Origin of the sequence: Pseudomonas sp. St316 (assembly GCF_018325905.1) — a bacterium.
Classification (GTDB): domain Bacteria; phylum Pseudomonadota; class Gammaproteobacteria; order Pseudomonadales; family Pseudomonadaceae; genus Aquipseudomonas.
Genome location: NZ_AP021901.1, coordinates 6442262 through 6459074, shown reverse-complemented (window position 1 = coordinate 6459074; position 16813 = coordinate 6442262). Strand labels below are relative to the sequence as shown.

Below are 16813 nucleotides of genomic sequence, written 5' to 3'. Positions count from 1 at the left end.
CCTAGATTGACAGGGCGCTGTTGAGCCCGGTGCTACGGGGGGTGGGTTTGTGTTGGGTGGTCTTGGCGGCGTCGTTTGGGCTGGCGCCATCGAAGAAGTAGCCATCGCGCCAAATCAACGCCATGTCGGCGGCACCGCCCATCAGCCCGAGCAGGCGCTCGGCCGTAAGGGTTTCCAGGGGGACGTGGCCGATCAGGATCACCTGTTCGCTGTCGCGGTTGTAAGACAGGGAAGGACAGAACGCGCCGCTCAGCAGGTACAGGTTGGTTTCCAGCAGCCGTTGCAGGACCGCCTCCCGATTCGCCACAGGTAATGGCCCGAAGCTGCAGTAGATAAAGACGTCTCCCTCACCCACGCCGGGGGTGTGCTTGAGGGAAAAGTCCACATCCTTGACCGACAGGTTCGCCTGCTCGTAGAACGCTGACGGGGTAGGAATCATCGTGAGTGCGCAGAGCTGGTCGATCAGCTTGCAATAGGTGGGTGACGCCATGAGTGACCTCGCATTGTCATCCAGGCGCCGACGAGCGCCTGCTGCCCATGGTGAGTGACGCCTGCGGCATTTCGGTTCCAACCGACCGCCGTTGCCGCCCAATGCCGGCGCGCCGGGCGACCTGTGTGGAACCGCTGCCCTGCGATCTGCCACCCAATGGCGCCACCTCACTCAAGGTTGACCGCCCATGTCCCGATCACTTGCACCTTTGCCGGCCCTTCGATTCGTCCCCAAAGGGTTGTCCATGCTGGCCATGGGGACCTTGCTGTATGGCTGCCAGCACCTCGAACCGCAGCTGACCATCGGCGATCCGTTCGCCAACGAGCCTTACCGCTCGCAACTGCGCTGGCTTGAGCCGGCGCCTACGGACACGATCATCCAGATCGGCGAGTCATCCCCGCAAAGCGGCGGCAGCCTGTGGACGCGCATGCGCCAGGGGTTTTCCTTGCAGGCCAAGACCCAGGGGGTGGCGCGCATCGATGAGCAGCGCCGCTGGCTGATGGATCGCCCGGCTTTTCTCACCCAGACCGGGCGCGCTGGCAGCCGCTACTTGCACTTCATCGTCGGTGAACTGAACAAGCGCAACATGCCGCTGGAGCTGGCGCTGTTGCCGGCCATCGAGAGCGGGTTCAATCCGAACGCCCAATCGCCGGCCCAGGCCCTGGGCCTCTGGCAATTCATTCCCGCCACGGGGCGCCGCTATCAATTGCAGCAGCGGGGCGACTATGACGAGCGCCGGGACATTCCGTCATCGACGCGGGCCGCCCTGGACTATTTGTCCTACCTGCACGATTACTTCGACGGCGACTGGCTGCTGGCGCTGGCCGCCTACAACGCTGGGGAAGGGCGCGTACGCGACGCCATTACGCGCAATCGCGCCCGCGGCCTGGCGACCAACTATTGGAACCTGTCGTTGCCCGGCGAGACCCAGAACTATGTGCCGCGACTGCTGGCGCTGTCGCAACTGGTCAATGCGCCCGCCGACTATGGCGTGAGCCTGGCGCCCATCGCCGACCAGCCGTATTTCCAGATGGTCGCTTTGGCGCAGCCCGTGGACTTGGCGCACCTGGCACAGTTGTCCGGTGTTCATGAGCGGGAATTGCGCATGCTCAACCCTGCCGCACGTGGCCGGGCCAGGGGACGCTTGCTGATGCCCCTGGACGCGTCGCGCAGGTTGCTCGCCCAACCGGACATGATCGCCAAGGCGGCGCTGCCCCGCGTGGCCGGTAGCGAAGAACAGGTGGTTGCCGCACCCGATACCGGCGCGGCCGAGCCGCAGGTGGCGGAGGTGGGCGCGCCGCCGGGGGTGTGAGTCGATCAGCCGCCATGCTGCTGTTAGATCCATGACAGGGATTGCTCACGCTGGGCTTGTGCAGGAGCTGCCGAAGGCTGCGATCTTTTGATCTTGATCTTGATTTTTCGCTTGAGATTCAGGTGTCTGGGGGAAGATCGCAGCCTCGTTTCACTCGACAGCTCCTACAAGGCTTTTACGGGCCAGCTGGAGCAATCGCTGGGCATGAAGCAGCATTGAGCTGATCGTCTACAGGCACCCCATCGCGACATTGGCCAAGCCGCGTGCGCGGGGGTCCATCAAGACGTAGGAACCAATGGTGTTGCAGGCGAAGCCGAACGCCACGCCGCGTTCAGGGTCGGCAAACCCGATGGTGCCACCGGCGCCCATGTGGCCGAACGCCTCGTTGCCCATGCCATAACTGCCGTTCGCCACGTCCGGTTGGTTGAGCATGATGCCCAGGCCGAAACGCGTGGGTGTCTGGATGGTCGGGTCGTATTCGGCGCTGTGCTCGCGCAACATTTCGTTGAGCAGCGGTGACTCCAGCAGTTGCCCGTCGAGCAGGCCGGCGTAGAACGCCGCCAGGCTGCGGGCATTGCCGTGTCCGTTGGCCGCCGGTTGAGTCATGCGTTTCCAGCCGGCTTCGTTGCTGCGTCCCAGCACCATGGGCGGGTTGGCGAAGGCCAGTGCGCTCATGGCGGTCGGTGCGTGGAGCACGTCGTTCAGCACCCGGCCAAACGCTTCGTCGTCGATCTCGTCTTTGGTGCGCGCCATGTAGGCGCAGCGCGCGATGGTCGCGTCGTCCAGGCCGAGGTGGAAGTCCAGCCCGAGCGGCACCGCCACGCGTTGGTGAATGCTTTGCGCCGGTGTCAGGCCATCGACCCGGCGTAGCAGTTCGCCGAGGATCCAGCCGAACAGCAAGGGCGAATAGGTCTGTTGCTCCCCGGCAGCGGCCCAGGGAGTTTCCTCGGCGATCAGGTCGGTCATGGTGTGCCAGTCATAGAGGGTTTCCGGTGCCAAGGGCGTGCGCAGCGCCGGCAGCCCGGCACGGTGGCAAAGCACCTGGCGCAGGGTGATCGACGCTTTGCCGGCGTTGGCGAAGGCCGGCCAGTAGTGGCAGACCGGCGCGTCCAGGTCCAGGCGTCCTTCGCCGACCAGCTGCATGATCGCCACCGCCGTGAAGGGTTTGGTGCAGGAAAACAGATTGAGCAGCGTGTCGCGCTGCCAATGGCTGTCCGGTTCCGGCCCGGCAACGCCGGCCCACAGGTCGATGACGGTTTCGCCGTCAATCTGGATGCAAAGGGCCGCGCCGCGTTCGAAGGGGCTTTGCATCAGCCGGATAAACGCCTCTTTGACCGGTTCGAAACGAGTGTCGCATTGGCCATGGATAGCAAGTGCACGCGTCATGTCAGCTCCACGCAAGGGTTGGTGTTTTCCCTTGAGTGACCGTGACCGTGCAAACGGTTCACCGACAGGTAGACCCCCACAGGGATCTTTTTTGGCGCGCCCTGCCACTCAAGGAGCAACGATTCATACCCTTGGAGAGTGTTCATGGCTTACGAGCGTACCCTTGATTTGAACAGCGACGCGTTTCGCAGCGAGGCTTATCGGCATTATGCGGCGCTGCGCCAAGCGTCCCCGGTGTTCCTCAGCCAGGCCCAAGGGCAGTTGCCGATGTGGTACGTCACCGGTGCGCGGGAAGTCGAGGAGGTGCTGCTGGACAACGAGCGCTTCGCCCGTGACCCGTCGCGGATCGATGCGCAATTCGCCGCGATGCTCGGTGGCGAACAATCCATTGCGTTTCTTAACGACCACATGCTCAACCGTGATGGCGACAGTCATCGCCGCTTGCGTCGCCTGGTCAACAAGGCCTTCACGTTGAAGGCAGTGAACGCCCTGCGGCCGCGCATCGAACAGATCGCCGAGACGTTGCTGGAGCCCGTGCGGTCGAGCGGGCAAATGGACGTGGTGAGTCAATATGCATTCCCGTTGTCGATCACCGTCATCGCTGAGCTGCTTGGCGTTCCCGCACAGGACCGCGACGATTTCCGCCGCTGGTCCCACATGATCGTCCAGCAGGTGGGGCACGACCTGAGCGAGTTGCAGCGTTGCTACAACGAATTCGCGGGCTACATGCTCGCGTTGATCGACCTGCGTCGAGCACAGCCGGGCGATGATCTGGTTTCGGCGTTGGTGCAGGTCGAGGAAGAGGGCAGCATGCTCAGCCAAAGTGAGCTGTGCAGCATGATCGCGCTGCTGATCATCGCCGGGCACGAAACGTCGGCGTCGATGATCGGCAATGCGGTGCACATGCTCGTGCAGCATCCGAAGACGCTGGCGCGATTGCGTGACGAGCCGGCATTGATGCCTGGCGCGGTCGAGGAGTTGCTGCGCTATGACTCCTCGGTGGAGCGGGCCATGGTCCGCTTCGTCACCCGGGACACCGAACTGGCCGGGCAACGCTTGTTGCGCGGACAACTGCTGATCGCGGTGGTGGGCTCGGCCAATCGTGACGAAACGCTGTGTGCGAATCCAGACACGCTCGACATCACTCGCCCGACCTGCCCGCACATGTCGTTCGGCAAAGGCACGCACTATTGCCTGGGCGCCTCGTTGGCCCGGCAGGAATTGGAAATTGCATTGAATACACTTCTTCGGTGCTGCCCTGGGCTGCAATTGGCGGTCGATCCCGGCGCGGTACGCTGGCGCTATGTGCCCAACTTCAGGGGGCCGGAAGCGTTGCCGGTGTGCTGGTCGGTGGACTGAGGAGAATGCGTAGGAGCTGGCGAAGCCTGCGATCTTTTGATCTTTTGATCTTTCGATCTTTCGCTTGAGATTCAAGTGTCTGGGGAAAGATCGCAGCCTCGTTGCACTCGACAGCTCCTACACAGCTCCTACATAGCTCGTGCATAGCTGCTCCAGTGGGAGCACAGGGCTGTGCAAAAAATGGCATCGGCTCGAATGAGCACCGGCCCATGCCTGAAAAAGCAGCGGCTCGCCCGACGTCCAGCCGGACGAGCCGTGGGCTCACGCCAGGCTGGCCTCCTCGTTTTGCGCCAGCGCTGAAAGGGTGGCAGGTGCCGTGTCGCCTGGCGTCAGGTGCAGTCCATAGAGCACGACGTCGGCACGGTTATCCGCGAACCGGGCAATCCCTGGAAAGCGTCCCCATTGGGTCGCGCCAAGCCCTTGTACGCCGCGTTTGCTGGCCTCGTTGTGCTCGATGATCCAGGCCACCAGCGTCTCGAAACCATACTGCCTGGCCAGCACTACTGCGGCTTGGCCAAGGCGGATGCCGACGCCGCTGCCGATGTGGTCGCCGCGTACGTAGATCGACACCTCGCCGGTCAATCGACAGGCCTGGGCCCCCAACAGAAGCGGTTGACGATCAACCAGGCGACGACTTCGCCAGCGCGTTCGAGCACGTAGATGGGATCACCCTCCTTGACGAAGCATTCGACGAAAAACGTCATTTCCTTCAGGGAAAACGCTCTGAGCACCGGGGAGCTGGTACCTCCCAGAGCGCTTTCGTTGAAGATATCTGTCATCACCGGCAAGTCGTCGGGGGTGTAGCGGCGCACGCCGCGTGGCAAGTCGAGCCGGCTGTTCAAACGATTGTGGGTCATGGCCGGGCTTCTCCATAGACGCTTCGCTTGAGTTGTTCACGCGCACGAAACAACCGTGAGCGCACGGTGCCAATGGGGACGCCCAGCCGCTCGGCGGCATCGCGGTAGCTGCTCTCGGTATCCACGGCGGTCCACAGGGTATCGCGCATGTCCTTGGGCAGCGCGTCCATGGCTAACAGCGTACGGTCCAACAGCCGACGGTTGTCGCACAGTTCGCTCAGGTCAATGTCGTCACTGGACTCGCTGAACTCGCTTTCATCGAAAGTGCTCAGCGGCGGCTGCGCATAGAAGCGGCGGAAGTGGTTGCGGATCAGGTTGAGGGCGATGCCACACAACCAAGTGTCCTGCTTTGCCAGCCCCTTGAACTTCTGCTGGTTGCGCCAGGCTTCCAGGTACGTGAGCTGGATGATGTCGTCGGCGTCGTCTTGATTGAGTACACGTTTTTGCACAAACAGACGCAGCTTGCGTTCCTCGCCGAAGCAGATGTCTGGTGCGCCTGTGGGGGCAGGGGAGGTTTGCGCGGGGGCCATGAGATTCAGGCTGTTCATTAATAAATCCCTCTGGGTAGGTTCCATAGCGCCGATCCAAATATCGACGATTCCCCTATCAGCAGGACCTGTGCCAAGCCAGATTAATGATTTATCTATTTGATAAGTAAGTACTTTTATCTAGTGCTTTTGCTCTATTTGTGCAAGAGCATGCACAGCCGTCCCAAGCGCCACTGCATGAAATTGCACCGAGCGAATGCTCGGTCAGGAAACCCTTGCGGACCACTCAGAAAGAGCCATGGCCGCTGATGGAACTGAATGCTGGATCGCCGCCACCCACTGAGCGTCCGAAACCACGCTCACGGCCATCATGAAAGTAGAAGCCCCGACAAATGCGCATATTGCCGCCAACCTTGCCCAGGCCGCTTCGGCCGTCGTGGGCATAGGCAAGCCTGTCGAATCGTTTCAGGCCGTGCAGTCCAATTCGATGGAGGAGGTCGGCATGACCTTCAGCCATCATGTGGAGCGCAATACCAAGGCGCTGAGCCAGCGGCGCATCCGCAATGCCCGCAGCGAGGTGGGCCAGGTGCGGGTCGAGACGCGCGAGCAGTTGGAGGAGTGGTACGACCAACTCGGCCATCCAGGCAAGCAGAGCCTGGGGGCAATGGCCGCCCAGGCGGGTTTGTTGTTGTGTGGCGAGCCGGTGCTTGAAGAGGTGGTGCAGTCCACCGGTGGTGACCCGGCCCGTACCGACCTGATCCTGCAGCAAGCGTTGCGCGAGGCCCAGGTGCAAGGTCGTCTCGTTGAAGCCCAGCGTGCTCGCGACTACCTGCAGCTATTGCGCGAGCGTTATGGCGCGCAGATCCAGGCGGGCATGAACATCGCCGAGGCCTTGCGCGCTGCGGGCGGCGACCCCGAACTGCGCCAGGCGGTACGACGGCTCTATTACGACACCGTGGTGCTCAAGCAATCGTTGCCCACCATGATGCAGGCGTTGCTAGGCCTGTTCGGCGAGGCGGCGTTCGTGCCGGGGCTGGACATGATGCGCCGGGCACTGGCTGATGACATCGCTGCGCACACCCCGTCACGCCCTACCGCGCTGTTGCGCACGTTGTTGATCGGCCTGGCTGCCTCGACGCAACTGGGCAGTGTCCTGCACAGCTGCCGCCGTTTGCTCGAGCAACTGGCCTACAGTTGCCCGGCCAGCCGGCTCACGGCGGTGCTGTTGCTCCAACGCATGCTGGGGTTTGTCAGCAGTGGCCTGTCGGCGGCGGAAGTACGGCGCATCGGGCGTGAATTGGGTGGAGAAGAGGAGCGGGACCAACTGGTGTCGCTAAATGGCCTGTACCCCTTGCTCAAGCGTTTGCCGCTGCCACTCTGGCGCGATAGCAAAAGCCGACAGACCGCGCTGAAGAACCTGTTGGTGCTGCTCGATGAGCGCTCCCGTGGCGAGCCGCGAAGCCAGACCGCTGCCCCGGTGATTGGAGCGCGCTCATGATCGCCCTGTTGAACAAAGTCGCCAACGAAGCGGTGCGGCGCATCGAGGTGGTCGGGGCGTTCGTGGTGCTCGGCATCGTGTTCATGCTGATCCTGCCCTTGCCGACCTCGGTGGTCGATGCGCTGATCGCGATCAACATCTGCATCTCCTGCCTGCTGATTGTGCTCTCGCTGTACCTGCCGCGCCCGTTGGCGTTTTCCTCGTTTCCGGCGGTGCTGCTGCTGACCACGCTGTTTCGGTTGGCGTTGTCGGTGGCAACCACCCGGTTGATCCTGCTCCAGGGCGATGCCGGTCATATCGTCCAGGCGTTCGGCGATTTTGTGGTGGGGGGCAACCTGGCGGTCGGGTTGGTCATCTTCCTCATCCTGACGGTGGTCAACTTCCTGGTAATCACCAAGGGCTCGGAGCGTGTCGCCGAAGTGGCGGCGCGGTTCACGCTCGATGCACTGCCGGGCAAGCAGATGTCCATCGACAGCGACCTGCGCGCCAACCTGATCGATGTCAGCGAAGCCCGGCGGCGGCGCGAGGAACTGAACAAGGAAAGCCAGCTGTTCGGTGCGATGGACGGGGCGATGAAGTTCGTCAAGGGCGATGCCATCGCGGGTTTGGTGATCGTTGTGATCAACCTCATCGGCGGCTTTTCGGTCGGTATGATGCAGCACGACATGGGCGCGTCCGAATCGATGCACCTGTACGCCGTGTTGACCATCGGTGACGGTCTGATCGCGCAGATTCCGGCCCTGCTGATTTCCCTCACCGCGGGCATGATCATCACCCGGGTGTCGCCGGAAGGGCAGCCGGCGGGCAGTAGCGTCGGCAAGGAAATCGCCCAGCAGTTGACCGCCGAACCCAAGGCCTGGGTGATCGCTTCGGTGGGAATGCTCGGCTTTGCAGCGTTGCCCGGCATGCCCACGCTGGTGTTCATCGTCATCGCCTTGATCACCGGTACCACGGGCATCCTCCAGTTGTACTCGCGCGCCCGGCAGGCACGCCAAGGCGACCAACCAGCGGAAGTTGTAGCCCCGGCGCAGAACGGCGCTGAAGACCTGCGCAGCTTCGACCCGACCCGTGCCTATCTATTGCAGTTTTCCAAAGCCATGGAAGGCAACGCGGCGGCCGAGGACGTCATCCAGGCGATCCGCAAGAAGCGTAACGCGCTGGTGGCCGGCTTTGGCCTGACCTTGCCGCCCTTTGAGATCGAATACAGCGCGTTGCTGGAAGACGACGAGTTCCGCTTCTGCGTGCACGAAGTGCCGATGTTGCGGGCCACTTTCGGCGAGCGCGTGGCCGTGGCGCGCGGGCCGCTGCCGTTCGAACCGCGCGACGGCCAGGTGGGCAGCGAAGTGCGTGACGAGCATCAGTGGCTATGGCTGACGCCTGACGATCCGCTGTTGGCGGACGAGCGCGTGGAGGCCGTGTCTGCCGGCGAATTGCTGGTGGAGCGCATGAGTCGCGCCATGTTCGCCACGGGCCCGCAATTCTTGGGGCTTCAGGAGAGCAAGTCGATTCTCAGTTGGCTCGAAGCGGGCCAGCCAGAGCTGGTGCAGGAGCTTCAGCGGACCATGCCATTGGCCCGTTTCGCCGCCGTGCTCCAGCGCCTGGCCGGCGAAGGTGTCCCGCTGCGCGCGGTGCGGCTGATCGCCGAGTCCTTGATCGAACATGGGCAGCACGAGCGTGACGTCGGTGCGCTGACCGACTACGCGCGCATTGCCCTGAAGTCGCAGATCTATCACCAGTACCGCGACGAAGACGGCCTGCACGTGTGGCTGTTGACCCCGGAAACCGAAGGCCTGTTGCGCGATGCACTGCGCCAGACCCAGACGGAAACCTTCTTTGCCCTGGAAAGCCTGCATACCCGCGCCTTGGTCATGCAATTGCGCGAGGGCTTTCCGTTGCGCGCCAAGCGCGTGGCCGTGCTGCTGGTGGCGCAAGACCTGCGGGCTCCGCTGCGTGATTTGTTGCGCGACGAATTCAATCACGTCCCCGTGCTCGCCTTCAGCGAGTTGCACAGCAACGCCCAGGTCACCGTGCTGGGGCGTTTTGACCTCGAGCAGGAAAAACTACAGGTGGAGGATGCCGCGTGATGGGCCGGTCTTGGCGCGTCGGCAGCGCAGCCTCCACGTAACGATGCAATCCAGGCGCAGTCGATGGCCTGGCTGTGACAGAGGACGGGCGCCGCGGGTGCCCAGTCGTACAACTGGAGCGTGGGCGAACGTCTGTCGCCCCTTGAGGAATTGACCATGTTCGAGCTGCGAGTTTTGAGTGGTCTGCACCGAGGTGCGGCGTTGCCGCTGGTTGGCGAGCAATGGGTGGTCGGGGCGTCGGAGGAGGCCGACCTGGCGCTTTACGATCCGGGCATCTGCGGGCGTCACGTAGGCCTGCGACAGGTGCAGGGCCAATGGCTGCTGGAACGGCTGGAGGGTGCGGTTTGCGATGGACAAGGCCAGCCTTGGGCAGCGGCCGAGCCCTTGCAGAGCAATGCCCCGTTTGCCGTGGCAGGCGTTTGGCTGTGCCTGGCCCCGGCCGATCAACCCTGGCCCGAAGAGGCGGCGCTGGATGACGCGGCGCAGCGGGTGGTGGACCGGGAAACCCCGAAGCCCGCCGTGCGGCCGTCGTGGCCCAAGCGCCTGGCCATTGCGGCGGCGGTGATCACCGTTGCCTCCAGCGCTTGGGCCTTTACCAGCCAGCCGGCGCAGACCGTGGCGCGTAGCCCGGCCCAGCAGCTCAAGCAGACCAAGGTGGCCTTGGACAATGTCGAGGCGGTCCGCCTGGAGCTTGATCGCATGCTCCAGGAGCGTGATTTGGGCGCCGGTGTACGGGTCGAGAGCCAGGGCGACCAGCTGGTTCTGGTGGGTGAGCTGCCGCGTCAACGCCTGGCGATGGTCGAACGGCTGATCGAGCGCTTCCACGACCGCTATGAAACGCCAGTCGGGATCACGGCCAGCGTCAAGGAACGACTGACGAAACTGCCGTTCCAGATCGCCCAGATCGTGGGCGGCAAGCATGGTCACGTGGTCACCGCCGATGGACGTCGGTTGTTCCTGGGCGACCAGATCGATGGCCTGCGCTTGACCGCCATCGACAGCGGCAAGGTCACCTTCGAGGGCGACCAACGCTACGAGGTCACCTGGTGATGACGCAGGCGGCCATCGCGCGGCTGGAGGCCTGGGAGGCCGGGCAATTGGCGCACTTGCGTCGCTTCGCGCCGGTCATGGTGCGCGGACGGGTGCAGCGAGTCAGCGGCATTCTGTTGCAGTGCCGATTGCCAGGGGCGCAGATCGGCGACCTCTGCCGGGTCGAGCGCGACGCACGTGAGCCGCTGCTCGCCGAAATTGTCGGCTTCGACCAGCACGATGCCTTGCTCAGCGCCTTGGGCGGCCTGGAGGGCGTTCGGGTCGGTGCGGCGGTGGAGCCGCTGGGCATGCCCCATCGGGTGTGCGTGGGGCCGCAGTTGCTGGGCCAGGTGCTGGATGGCTTCGGTCGGCCACTGGTGGACGGTGGTGCCGGGGCGTTTGCCGGACCCCACGTGCTGCAAGCTTCGCAGGTGATTGGCGAGGCCCCGGCACCCACCGCGCGACCGCGTATCCAACGGCCCTTGATGACCGGCGTACGCGCCATCGACGGCCCGCTGACGCTCGGCGAAGGCCAGCGTGTGGGGTTGTTCGCCGGCGCCGGTTGCGGCAAGACCACGCTGCTGGCGGAGATTGCCCGGAACGTTGATTGCGATGTCATCGTGTTCGGCCTGATCGGCGAGCGTGGGCGCGAACTGCGCGAATTCCTCGACCATGAGCTGGATGATGAACTGCGTGCCCGTGCGGTGCTGGTGTGCGCCACCTCCGACCGCTCCAGCATGGAACGCGCCCGTGCGGCGTTCACCGCAACGGCATTGGCCGAGGGGTTTCGTGCCCGGGGCCAGCGCGTCCTGCTGCTCATCGACTCGCTGACCCGCTTCGCCCGGGCCCAGCGTGAGATCGGCCTGGCCGCCGGCGAGCCGTTGGGGCGCGGCGGCCTGCCGCCGTCCGTCTACAGCCTGCTGCCGCGCCTGGTCGAGCGGGCCGGGCTGACCAACGAGGGCGCTATCACCGCGTTTTATACGGTGCTCATCGAGCAGGACTCCATGAACGATCCCGTGGCGGATGAAGTGCGTTCGCTGCTCGACGGTCACATCGTGCTATCGCGCAAGCTCGCCGAGCGCGGCCACTACCCGGCAATCGATGTGCTGGCCAGCCTGTCGCGAACCCTGGCCAACGTGGCCGAGTCGGAGCACCTGCGGGCGGGCATCAATCTGCGTCGATTGCTGTCGGCCTATGAGCAAATCGAACTGATGTTGCGCTTGGGCGAATACCAGGCCGGCGCCGACCCCTTGACCGACCTGGCGGTGGAATCGCGTGGCGCCCTGGACGCCTTTCTGCGCCAGGACCTGCGTGAGCCGGAGCTGTTTGCATCTACGCTCGCCCACCTGCAGCAGTTGACCGCCTATGTCCCGGGTTGATCTGGACGCCCTGGCGCCGATACGCCGCCACCGCGAAGCGCAAGCCGAGCGGGCCTGGCGCCAGCAGCGCGAGCTTTTGCGTGAGCGCCAAGCTGCGGTTGCCGCCGCGCGCGCGCAGATGCAGGCGACCCGTGAGCAACAGGCGGTGCAGCGCGAGGCATTGTACGGCGAGCACCGTGGCCGGGCGTTGAGCGTGTGCGAACTGAATGCCTGGAGTACCCAGGAGCGTCGTTTGATCGGCGAGCTGGCCGAGCAAGCGCGGGCCGTGCAGGCACTGGACGATGAACAGGCGCAACAGGCACAGCAAACAGCTGCTGCCCAGCAGCGGCTACAAGGGCGCCGGCGAGATCTGGAAAAGCTCAGCGCAATGATGGAGTACCTGGTGGAGACCCCTGGCGATGAATGAACGCAGCGTGCGCGGTGGGCCGACATCGCACAGCAACCCCTCGGCGCCCCCCGTTCGGCATCCGCCTCGGGCGTATGAGCAACCGCCTGCCCAGGTGAGTCGGGCAAGCCGTGCGGTGGCACGCGAGTGTGCCCCTGCCACCGGGCGCGACCCCGACATGACGGCAGGAAGCAGTGACGGTTACTGGTTCCGCCAGTGGGTCGATGCGCCACGGGGCGGTGCGCAGGATGACAGCGCCGGCACCGGTTCACTGTCGGGCCTGGTGAATCTGTCGAGCGGCGAAGAGGAGGCGTTTGTCGACCAGCTCACGCCACGCTTGCGCGCCACGCTCGACCAGCAACTGGACCTGCTGCTGCATCTTCCCAACCTGGGCCGCATCAAGGTATCCGCCCGGCGGCTAGGCGAGGCGTCCGGGTGGGACATCGGCTTGAGCTGCGAAAGTGCAGATGTACAGGCGCGGCTGTCGAGTCGATCCGGCCGCCTCGAAGAGGCACTGACCCAAAGCCTGGGCCAGCCGGTGAGCGTGCGCGTGGGGCGCGAAGAGGAGGTTAGCGCGACATGACAGTCCATGCATTGGTGCTGCCGACTGTGGGCAGCGAGGACGCCACCACCCGGCGACTATTGGGAATTGGCGTCCGGTTGTCCTTCGAGGTGGCGGGCGAGACGGGCCTGCTGGAGCTGATTCCGGGCGGCGCTGCGGCTGGGAGCACACCGTGTGTGCTGGCGTGTGCCCATGGTGTTTTTACCTTGGACGAACCCGGCGCGGTGCTCAGCCTATTCGGTGAATGCCCGGTGGTCCTGCCTGCCGAACCTGGACCGGATGACGCGTGGTTCTGGTCGCTGTTCCAGCAAACCCTGAGCGAGCCCCTGCGCCAGGCATTCGGTTTTATCAAACCAGCGGCCGGACCCGCGGTGCAGGGCATTGCTTGCCGGCTCGACGTGAAGGTGGGCGCGGCCCGCGTCACCAGCCATCTGGAAATGCCCAGTGCGACCTTGCTGGGGCTGCTTCGCGCCGCGCCCTGGCAACGGCGAGCCGCGCCGGGGATCGCAGACTTTGCGCTGCATGTGCCGTTGGAACTGGGACACCTGGCGCTGGCCGCCGGGCAGTTGGCGATGTTGCGCCCCGGTGATGTGTTGGTGCCGCAAACCGCTCTGTTCGATTCATCCGGCCAGGGGCTGATTCGCCTGGGCCGGCATTGTTTGCAGGTGCGGGTACACAGCCGTGCCGCGCCGTTGCGCCTGACCTTGCTCGCTCTGGAGGAGACCATTATGAGCACCACCGCCGACACCGACATCCTGACGCCGGACTGGGACGATAGCACCGGCTACGAACCTGACGCCCAAGCCGCCGAAGCGGCCGAGCACCCGCTGTCGGCCTATGCCGCCGCTGAAACCCAAGAGGCGCCAATGACGGAGCCGGTCGCTGCCGATCTCCCCGAACGCTTCGACGACCTGCCGCTGGCGCTCACGATACGCTGCGGTCACTTGAGCCTGACCCTGGGCGAGCTGCGCAACCTGGCGCCCGGCGCGGTGCTGCAAGTGCAAGGCGTGACACCCGGGACAGCGGCGCTGTTCTATGGCGAACGATCCCTGGCCCATGGCGAGCTGGTCGAGGTCGATGGCCGACTGGGCCTGCAAATCGCTCGCGTGGATGTGGCTGGATGAGCTTCCAGGGGGTCGACCCCTTTCTGCTGGCGCTGTTCATTGGTGGGATTTCGTTGGTCCCCCTGCTGCTGATCATCTGCAGCGCCTTTCTCAAGATAGCCATCGTGTTGACCATCACCCGTAACGCCATCGGCGTGCAGCAGGTGCCACCCAATATGGCCTTGTATGCCATTGCCCTGGCCGCGACGCTGTTCATCATGGCGCCGGTGGGCCACAACATCGCCGAACAGCTGAAGGAACAGCCGCTGGATTTCAGCAGCACCGAGGCGTTGCAAGGTTCTGCGCTGAACGCGGTAAAACCGTTGCAGGCCTTCATGTCGCGCAATACCAACCCGGACATCCTTGCCCACCTGCTGGAAAACACCCAGCGGATGTGGCCCAAGGAGCGCGCCGAGCAGGCCAGCCGCGACGACCTGATGCTGCTCATCCCGGCCTTCATGCTGTCGGAGCTCGAGGCCGGTTTCCAGATGGGATTTTTGATCTATATCCCGTTCATTGTCATCGACCTGATCGTGTCCAACCTGCTGCTGGCGCTCGGCATGCAGATGGTCGCGCCCATGACCATTTCGTTGCCGCTCAAGCTGCTGATTTTTGTCCTCGTGCAGGGCTGGACGCAATTGCTCGACAGCCTCTTCTATTCCTATCTTTGAGGACGTGCGATGGACGCGCTGACGTTGTTTAAGGAAGGCATGCTGCTGGTGGTCCTGCTCTCCGCACCACCTTTGATCGTGGCGGTGATCGTCGGTGTGCTGACGTCCCTGGTGCAGGCCTTGATGCAGATCCAGGACCAGACCTTGCCCTTTGGCATCAAGCTGGTGGCGGTCGGGCTGACCTTGCTGGTCACGGGCCGCTGGATCGGCGTGGAATTGCTGGGGCTGCTGCGTCGGGCATTTGAAATGATGGCCAACACCTGATGACGGCCCAGGCTTTTGTCCCGTATTTCGACTTGCTGCTGTCGATCGCGCTCGGCATGGCGCGCATTTACCCGGTCGCTTACCTGGTCCCGGTGTTTTGCTTCCAGCACCTGCGAGGCTTGCCGCGCCATGCCGTTGTGTTTGCCCTGGGCATGTTGCCGGCGCCGGGTATTCGCCAGGCGCTGATTGATGCCCAGGTCAATTGGCTGTCGCTGGCCGGGTTGATGTTCAAGGAACTGGTGCTGGGCTTCTTGCTCGGGGTGCTGCTGGCGATGCCGTTCTGGTTGTACGAATCGGTGGGCGCCTTGCTGGACAACCAGCGCGGTGCGCTCATCGGTGGCCAGTTGAACCCGGCGCTCGGCACCGACACCACGCCTCTGGGCCTGTTGTTCAAGGAGATGACGATCTTGCTGCTGGTCACCACCTTGGGCATTGGCACGTTGACCCAAGTGATCTGGGACAGCTACCTGGTGTGGTCACCCACCGTTTGGTTTCCATTGCCTGGCGCGGATGGCTTCGGTGTGTTTCTCGGGCTGCTCGCCGAAATGTTCATGCACATGATGCTCTACGCGGCGCCCTTTATAGGCTTGCTGTTGCTGGTGGAGTTCAGCCTGGCGCTGCTCAGCCTGTATAGCCCGCAATTGCAGGTGTTCGTCCTCGCCATGCCGGCCAAGAGCCTGATTGGCCTGGGCTTCCTGCTGTTCTACCTGCCCACGATGTGGGACGCGATGACCGGCCGTCTTGGTCGCTATGGCGAAATCCGGCATCTGCTTCACCTGTTGTTGCAGGCGCCCTGAAGGAGGGCTTCGCCCATGAGCGAAGACAGTGGCGAAAAGACCAAGCGGGCGACGCCGAAGAAGATTCGCGATGCACGCAACAAAGGCCAGGTCGGCCAAAGCCAGGACTTGAGCAGCCTGCTGGTGCTGGCGGCGATCACCGAAGTGGCATTGACCCAGGCCGACGACAGCATGCAGGCCTTGGGAGACATGGTGACATTCCCGCTGCATCGGCTGGATGTCGACTTCGTGCGTGCCTTCGAGGAGACCTTGGCCCATGCCGGTGGCGTGCTGCTCAACTTCACCTTGATGACCGTGGGGCTGGCGATCGTCACGCGCCTGGTGGCCGGTTGGATACAGTTCGGTTTCCTGTTCGCCCCCGAGGCCCTGCAGCCGGATCCGAACCGGTTGAACCCGATGAACCAGGCCAAGCAGATGTTCTCCGGCCAGGCGCTGATCAACCTGTTCATGGGGCTGGTCAAGGCTGTGTTTATCGGCACCGTGATCTATCTGGTGACCCTGCCGGCGCTCGGTTCGTTGATCAGCCTGGTCAACGGCGACCTGCACAGCTATTGGCGCGGGCTGGCCAGTCTGTTTCGGCACATCATGCACATTTGCCTGGGTGTATTGCTGGTGCTGGCGATCCTCGACTTCGGCCTGCAGAAATATTTCTTCGCCAAGCGCCTGCGCATGAGCGAGGAAGAGGTGCGTAAAGAGTTCAAGGAAATGGAAGGCGACCCCCACGTAAAAATGCATCGCCGCAGCCTGGCCCGGCAATTGGTCGACCAGCCCGTCAACAAAGAGACCAAGCCGGTGGAAGACGCCGACATGCTGGTGGTCAACCCCACCCACTTTGCCGTCGCGCTGTTGTATCGCCCCGAGGAAACACCGCTGCCGCAGTTGATCGTCAAAGGTGTCGATGCCGAGGCCCGGGCGCTGATCGAGCGGGCCAAGGCGGCGCGGGTTCCGGTCATCCAGTGCATCTGGCTGGCGCGCACGATCTACCGTGAAGACGTCGGCGGTTACATCCCCCGGGAAACGCTCCAGGCGGTTGCGCATATTTATCGGGTGTTGCGCGAACTGGATGATGAGGCCAAGGGCGAGGTGATCGAGATTCCGGAATTGAACCAGCGTTGAGGTCGATGGAACCGATGCACACCCGGTTGCCAC

16 protein-coding genes and 1 pseudogene are annotated in these 16813 nt (G+C 63.8%); 13 read left to right on the top strand and 4 right to left on the bottom strand.

Annotation, left to right across the window (positions count from 1 at the left end):
* Position 1: 1 nt before the first annotated feature.
* A complete protein-coding gene (locus tag KI237_RS28860; RefSeq protein WP_212798042.1) occupies positions 2–490 on the bottom strand; it encodes a type III secretion system chaperone family protein in 489 nt (162 codons plus the stop codon).
* Between the two features lie 187 nt (positions 491–677).
* On the opposite strand from KI237_RS28860, the gene KI237_RS28855 reads away from it, so the two are divergent.
* Positions 678–1802, top strand: a complete 1125-nt coding sequence (locus KI237_RS28855; protein WP_212798041.1) for a transglycosylase SLT domain-containing protein — start codon at positions 678–680, stop codon at positions 1800–1802.
* 228 nt (positions 1803–2030) lie between these two features.
* Here KI237_RS28855 and KI237_RS28850 read toward each other — a convergent pair whose 3' ends face one another.
* Positions 2031–3188, bottom strand: a complete 1158-nt coding sequence (locus tag KI237_RS28850) for a serine hydrolase domain-containing protein (RefSeq protein WP_212798040.1) — start codon at positions 3186–3188, stop codon at positions 2031–2033.
* A gap of 144 nt (positions 3189–3332) precedes the next feature.
* Between KI237_RS28850 and KI237_RS28845 the strand changes: the two genes are divergently transcribed.
* Positions 3333–4547: a cytochrome P450 family protein gene (locus tag KI237_RS28845; RefSeq protein ID WP_212798039.1), complete on the top strand. Its 1215-nt coding sequence runs from the start codon at positions 3333–3335 to the stop codon at positions 4545–4547.
* 261 nt (positions 4548–4808) lie between these two features.
* Here KI237_RS28845 and KI237_RS28840 read toward each other — a convergent pair.
* A pseudogene (locus KI237_RS28840) lies at positions 4809–5404 on the bottom strand (GNAT family N-acetyltransferase).
* Positions 5401–5952 carry an RNA polymerase sigma factor gene (locus KI237_RS28835; RefSeq protein ID WP_212798038.1) on the bottom strand — a complete coding sequence of 184 codons (552 nt, stop codon included), beginning with the start codon at positions 5950–5952 and terminating at the stop codon, positions 5401–5403. The pseudogene KI237_RS28840 and the gene KI237_RS28835 overlap by 4 nt, the downstream one beginning before the upstream one ends.
* 310 nt (positions 5953–6262) lie before the next feature.
* Here KI237_RS28835 and KI237_RS28830 point away from each other — a divergent pair, with 310 nt between their 5' ends.
* From KI237_RS28830 to sctU, 11 genes are all read left to right on the top strand, one after another.
* Positions 6263–7390 (top strand): TyeA family type III secretion system gatekeeper subunit, encoded by a 1128-nt coding sequence (locus KI237_RS28830; RefSeq protein ID WP_212798037.1) that lies wholly within the window; start codon positions 6263–6265, stop codon positions 7388–7390.
* A complete protein-coding gene (gene sctV, locus KI237_RS28825) occupies positions 7387–9474 on the top strand; it encodes a type III secretion system export apparatus subunit SctV (RefSeq protein ID WP_212798036.1) in 2088 nt (695 codons plus the stop codon). The genes KI237_RS28830 and sctV overlap by 4 nt, the downstream gene beginning before the upstream one ends.
* 156 nt (positions 9475–9630) lie before the next feature.
* Positions 9631–10524 (top strand): FHA domain-containing protein, encoded by an 894-nt coding sequence (locus KI237_RS28820; RefSeq protein ID WP_212798035.1) that lies wholly within the window; start codon positions 9631–9633, stop codon positions 10522–10524.
* The gene (locus tag KI237_RS28815; protein WP_212800712.1) at positions 10524–11882 is read left to right on the top strand and encodes a FliI/YscN family ATPase; all 1359 of its coding nucleotides are present in this window, start codon (positions 10524–10526) and stop codon (positions 11880–11882) included. Before KI237_RS28820 ends, KI237_RS28815 begins: the two co-directional genes overlap by 1 nt.
* Positions 11869–12288, top strand: a complete 420-nt coding sequence (locus KI237_RS28810; RefSeq protein ID WP_212798034.1) for a hypothetical protein — start codon at positions 11869–11871, stop codon at positions 12286–12288. The genes KI237_RS28815 and KI237_RS28810 overlap by 14 nt, the downstream gene beginning before the upstream one ends.
* The gene (locus KI237_RS28805; protein ID WP_249410675.1) at positions 12281–12850 is read left to right on the top strand and encodes a type III secretion protein; all 570 of its coding nucleotides are present in this window, start codon (positions 12281–12283) and stop codon (positions 12848–12850) included. The genes KI237_RS28810 and KI237_RS28805 overlap by 8 nt, the downstream gene beginning before the upstream one ends.
* Entirely contained in the window at positions 12847–13953 is a 1107-nt protein-coding gene (gene sctQ / locus KI237_RS28800) for a type III secretion system cytoplasmic ring protein SctQ (RefSeq protein WP_212798033.1), read from the top strand. The genes KI237_RS28805 and sctQ overlap by 4 nt, the downstream gene beginning before the upstream one ends.
* Complete coding sequence (gene sctR, locus KI237_RS28795) at positions 13950–14603, top strand: type III secretion system export apparatus subunit SctR (protein ID WP_063323918.1); 654 nt, start codon at positions 13950–13952, stop codon at positions 14601–14603. The genes sctQ and sctR overlap by 4 nt, the downstream gene beginning before the upstream one ends.
* Before the next feature lie 9 nt (positions 14604–14612).
* Complete coding sequence (gene sctS / locus KI237_RS28790; protein WP_003206603.1) at positions 14613–14867, top strand: type III secretion system export apparatus subunit SctS; 255 nt, start codon at positions 14613–14615, stop codon at positions 14865–14867.
* Entirely contained in the window at positions 14867–15664 is a 798-nt protein-coding gene (gene sctT / locus KI237_RS28785; protein WP_212798032.1) for a type III secretion system export apparatus subunit SctT, read from the top strand. Before sctS ends, sctT begins: the two co-directional genes overlap by 1 nt.
* Before the next feature lie 15 nt (positions 15665–15679).
* Positions 15680–16780, top strand: coding sequence for a type III secretion system export apparatus subunit SctU (gene sctU, locus KI237_RS28780; RefSeq protein WP_212798031.1), 1101 nt, complete (start codon positions 15680–15682; stop codon positions 16778–16780).
* Positions 16781–16813: the final 33 nt, after the last annotated feature.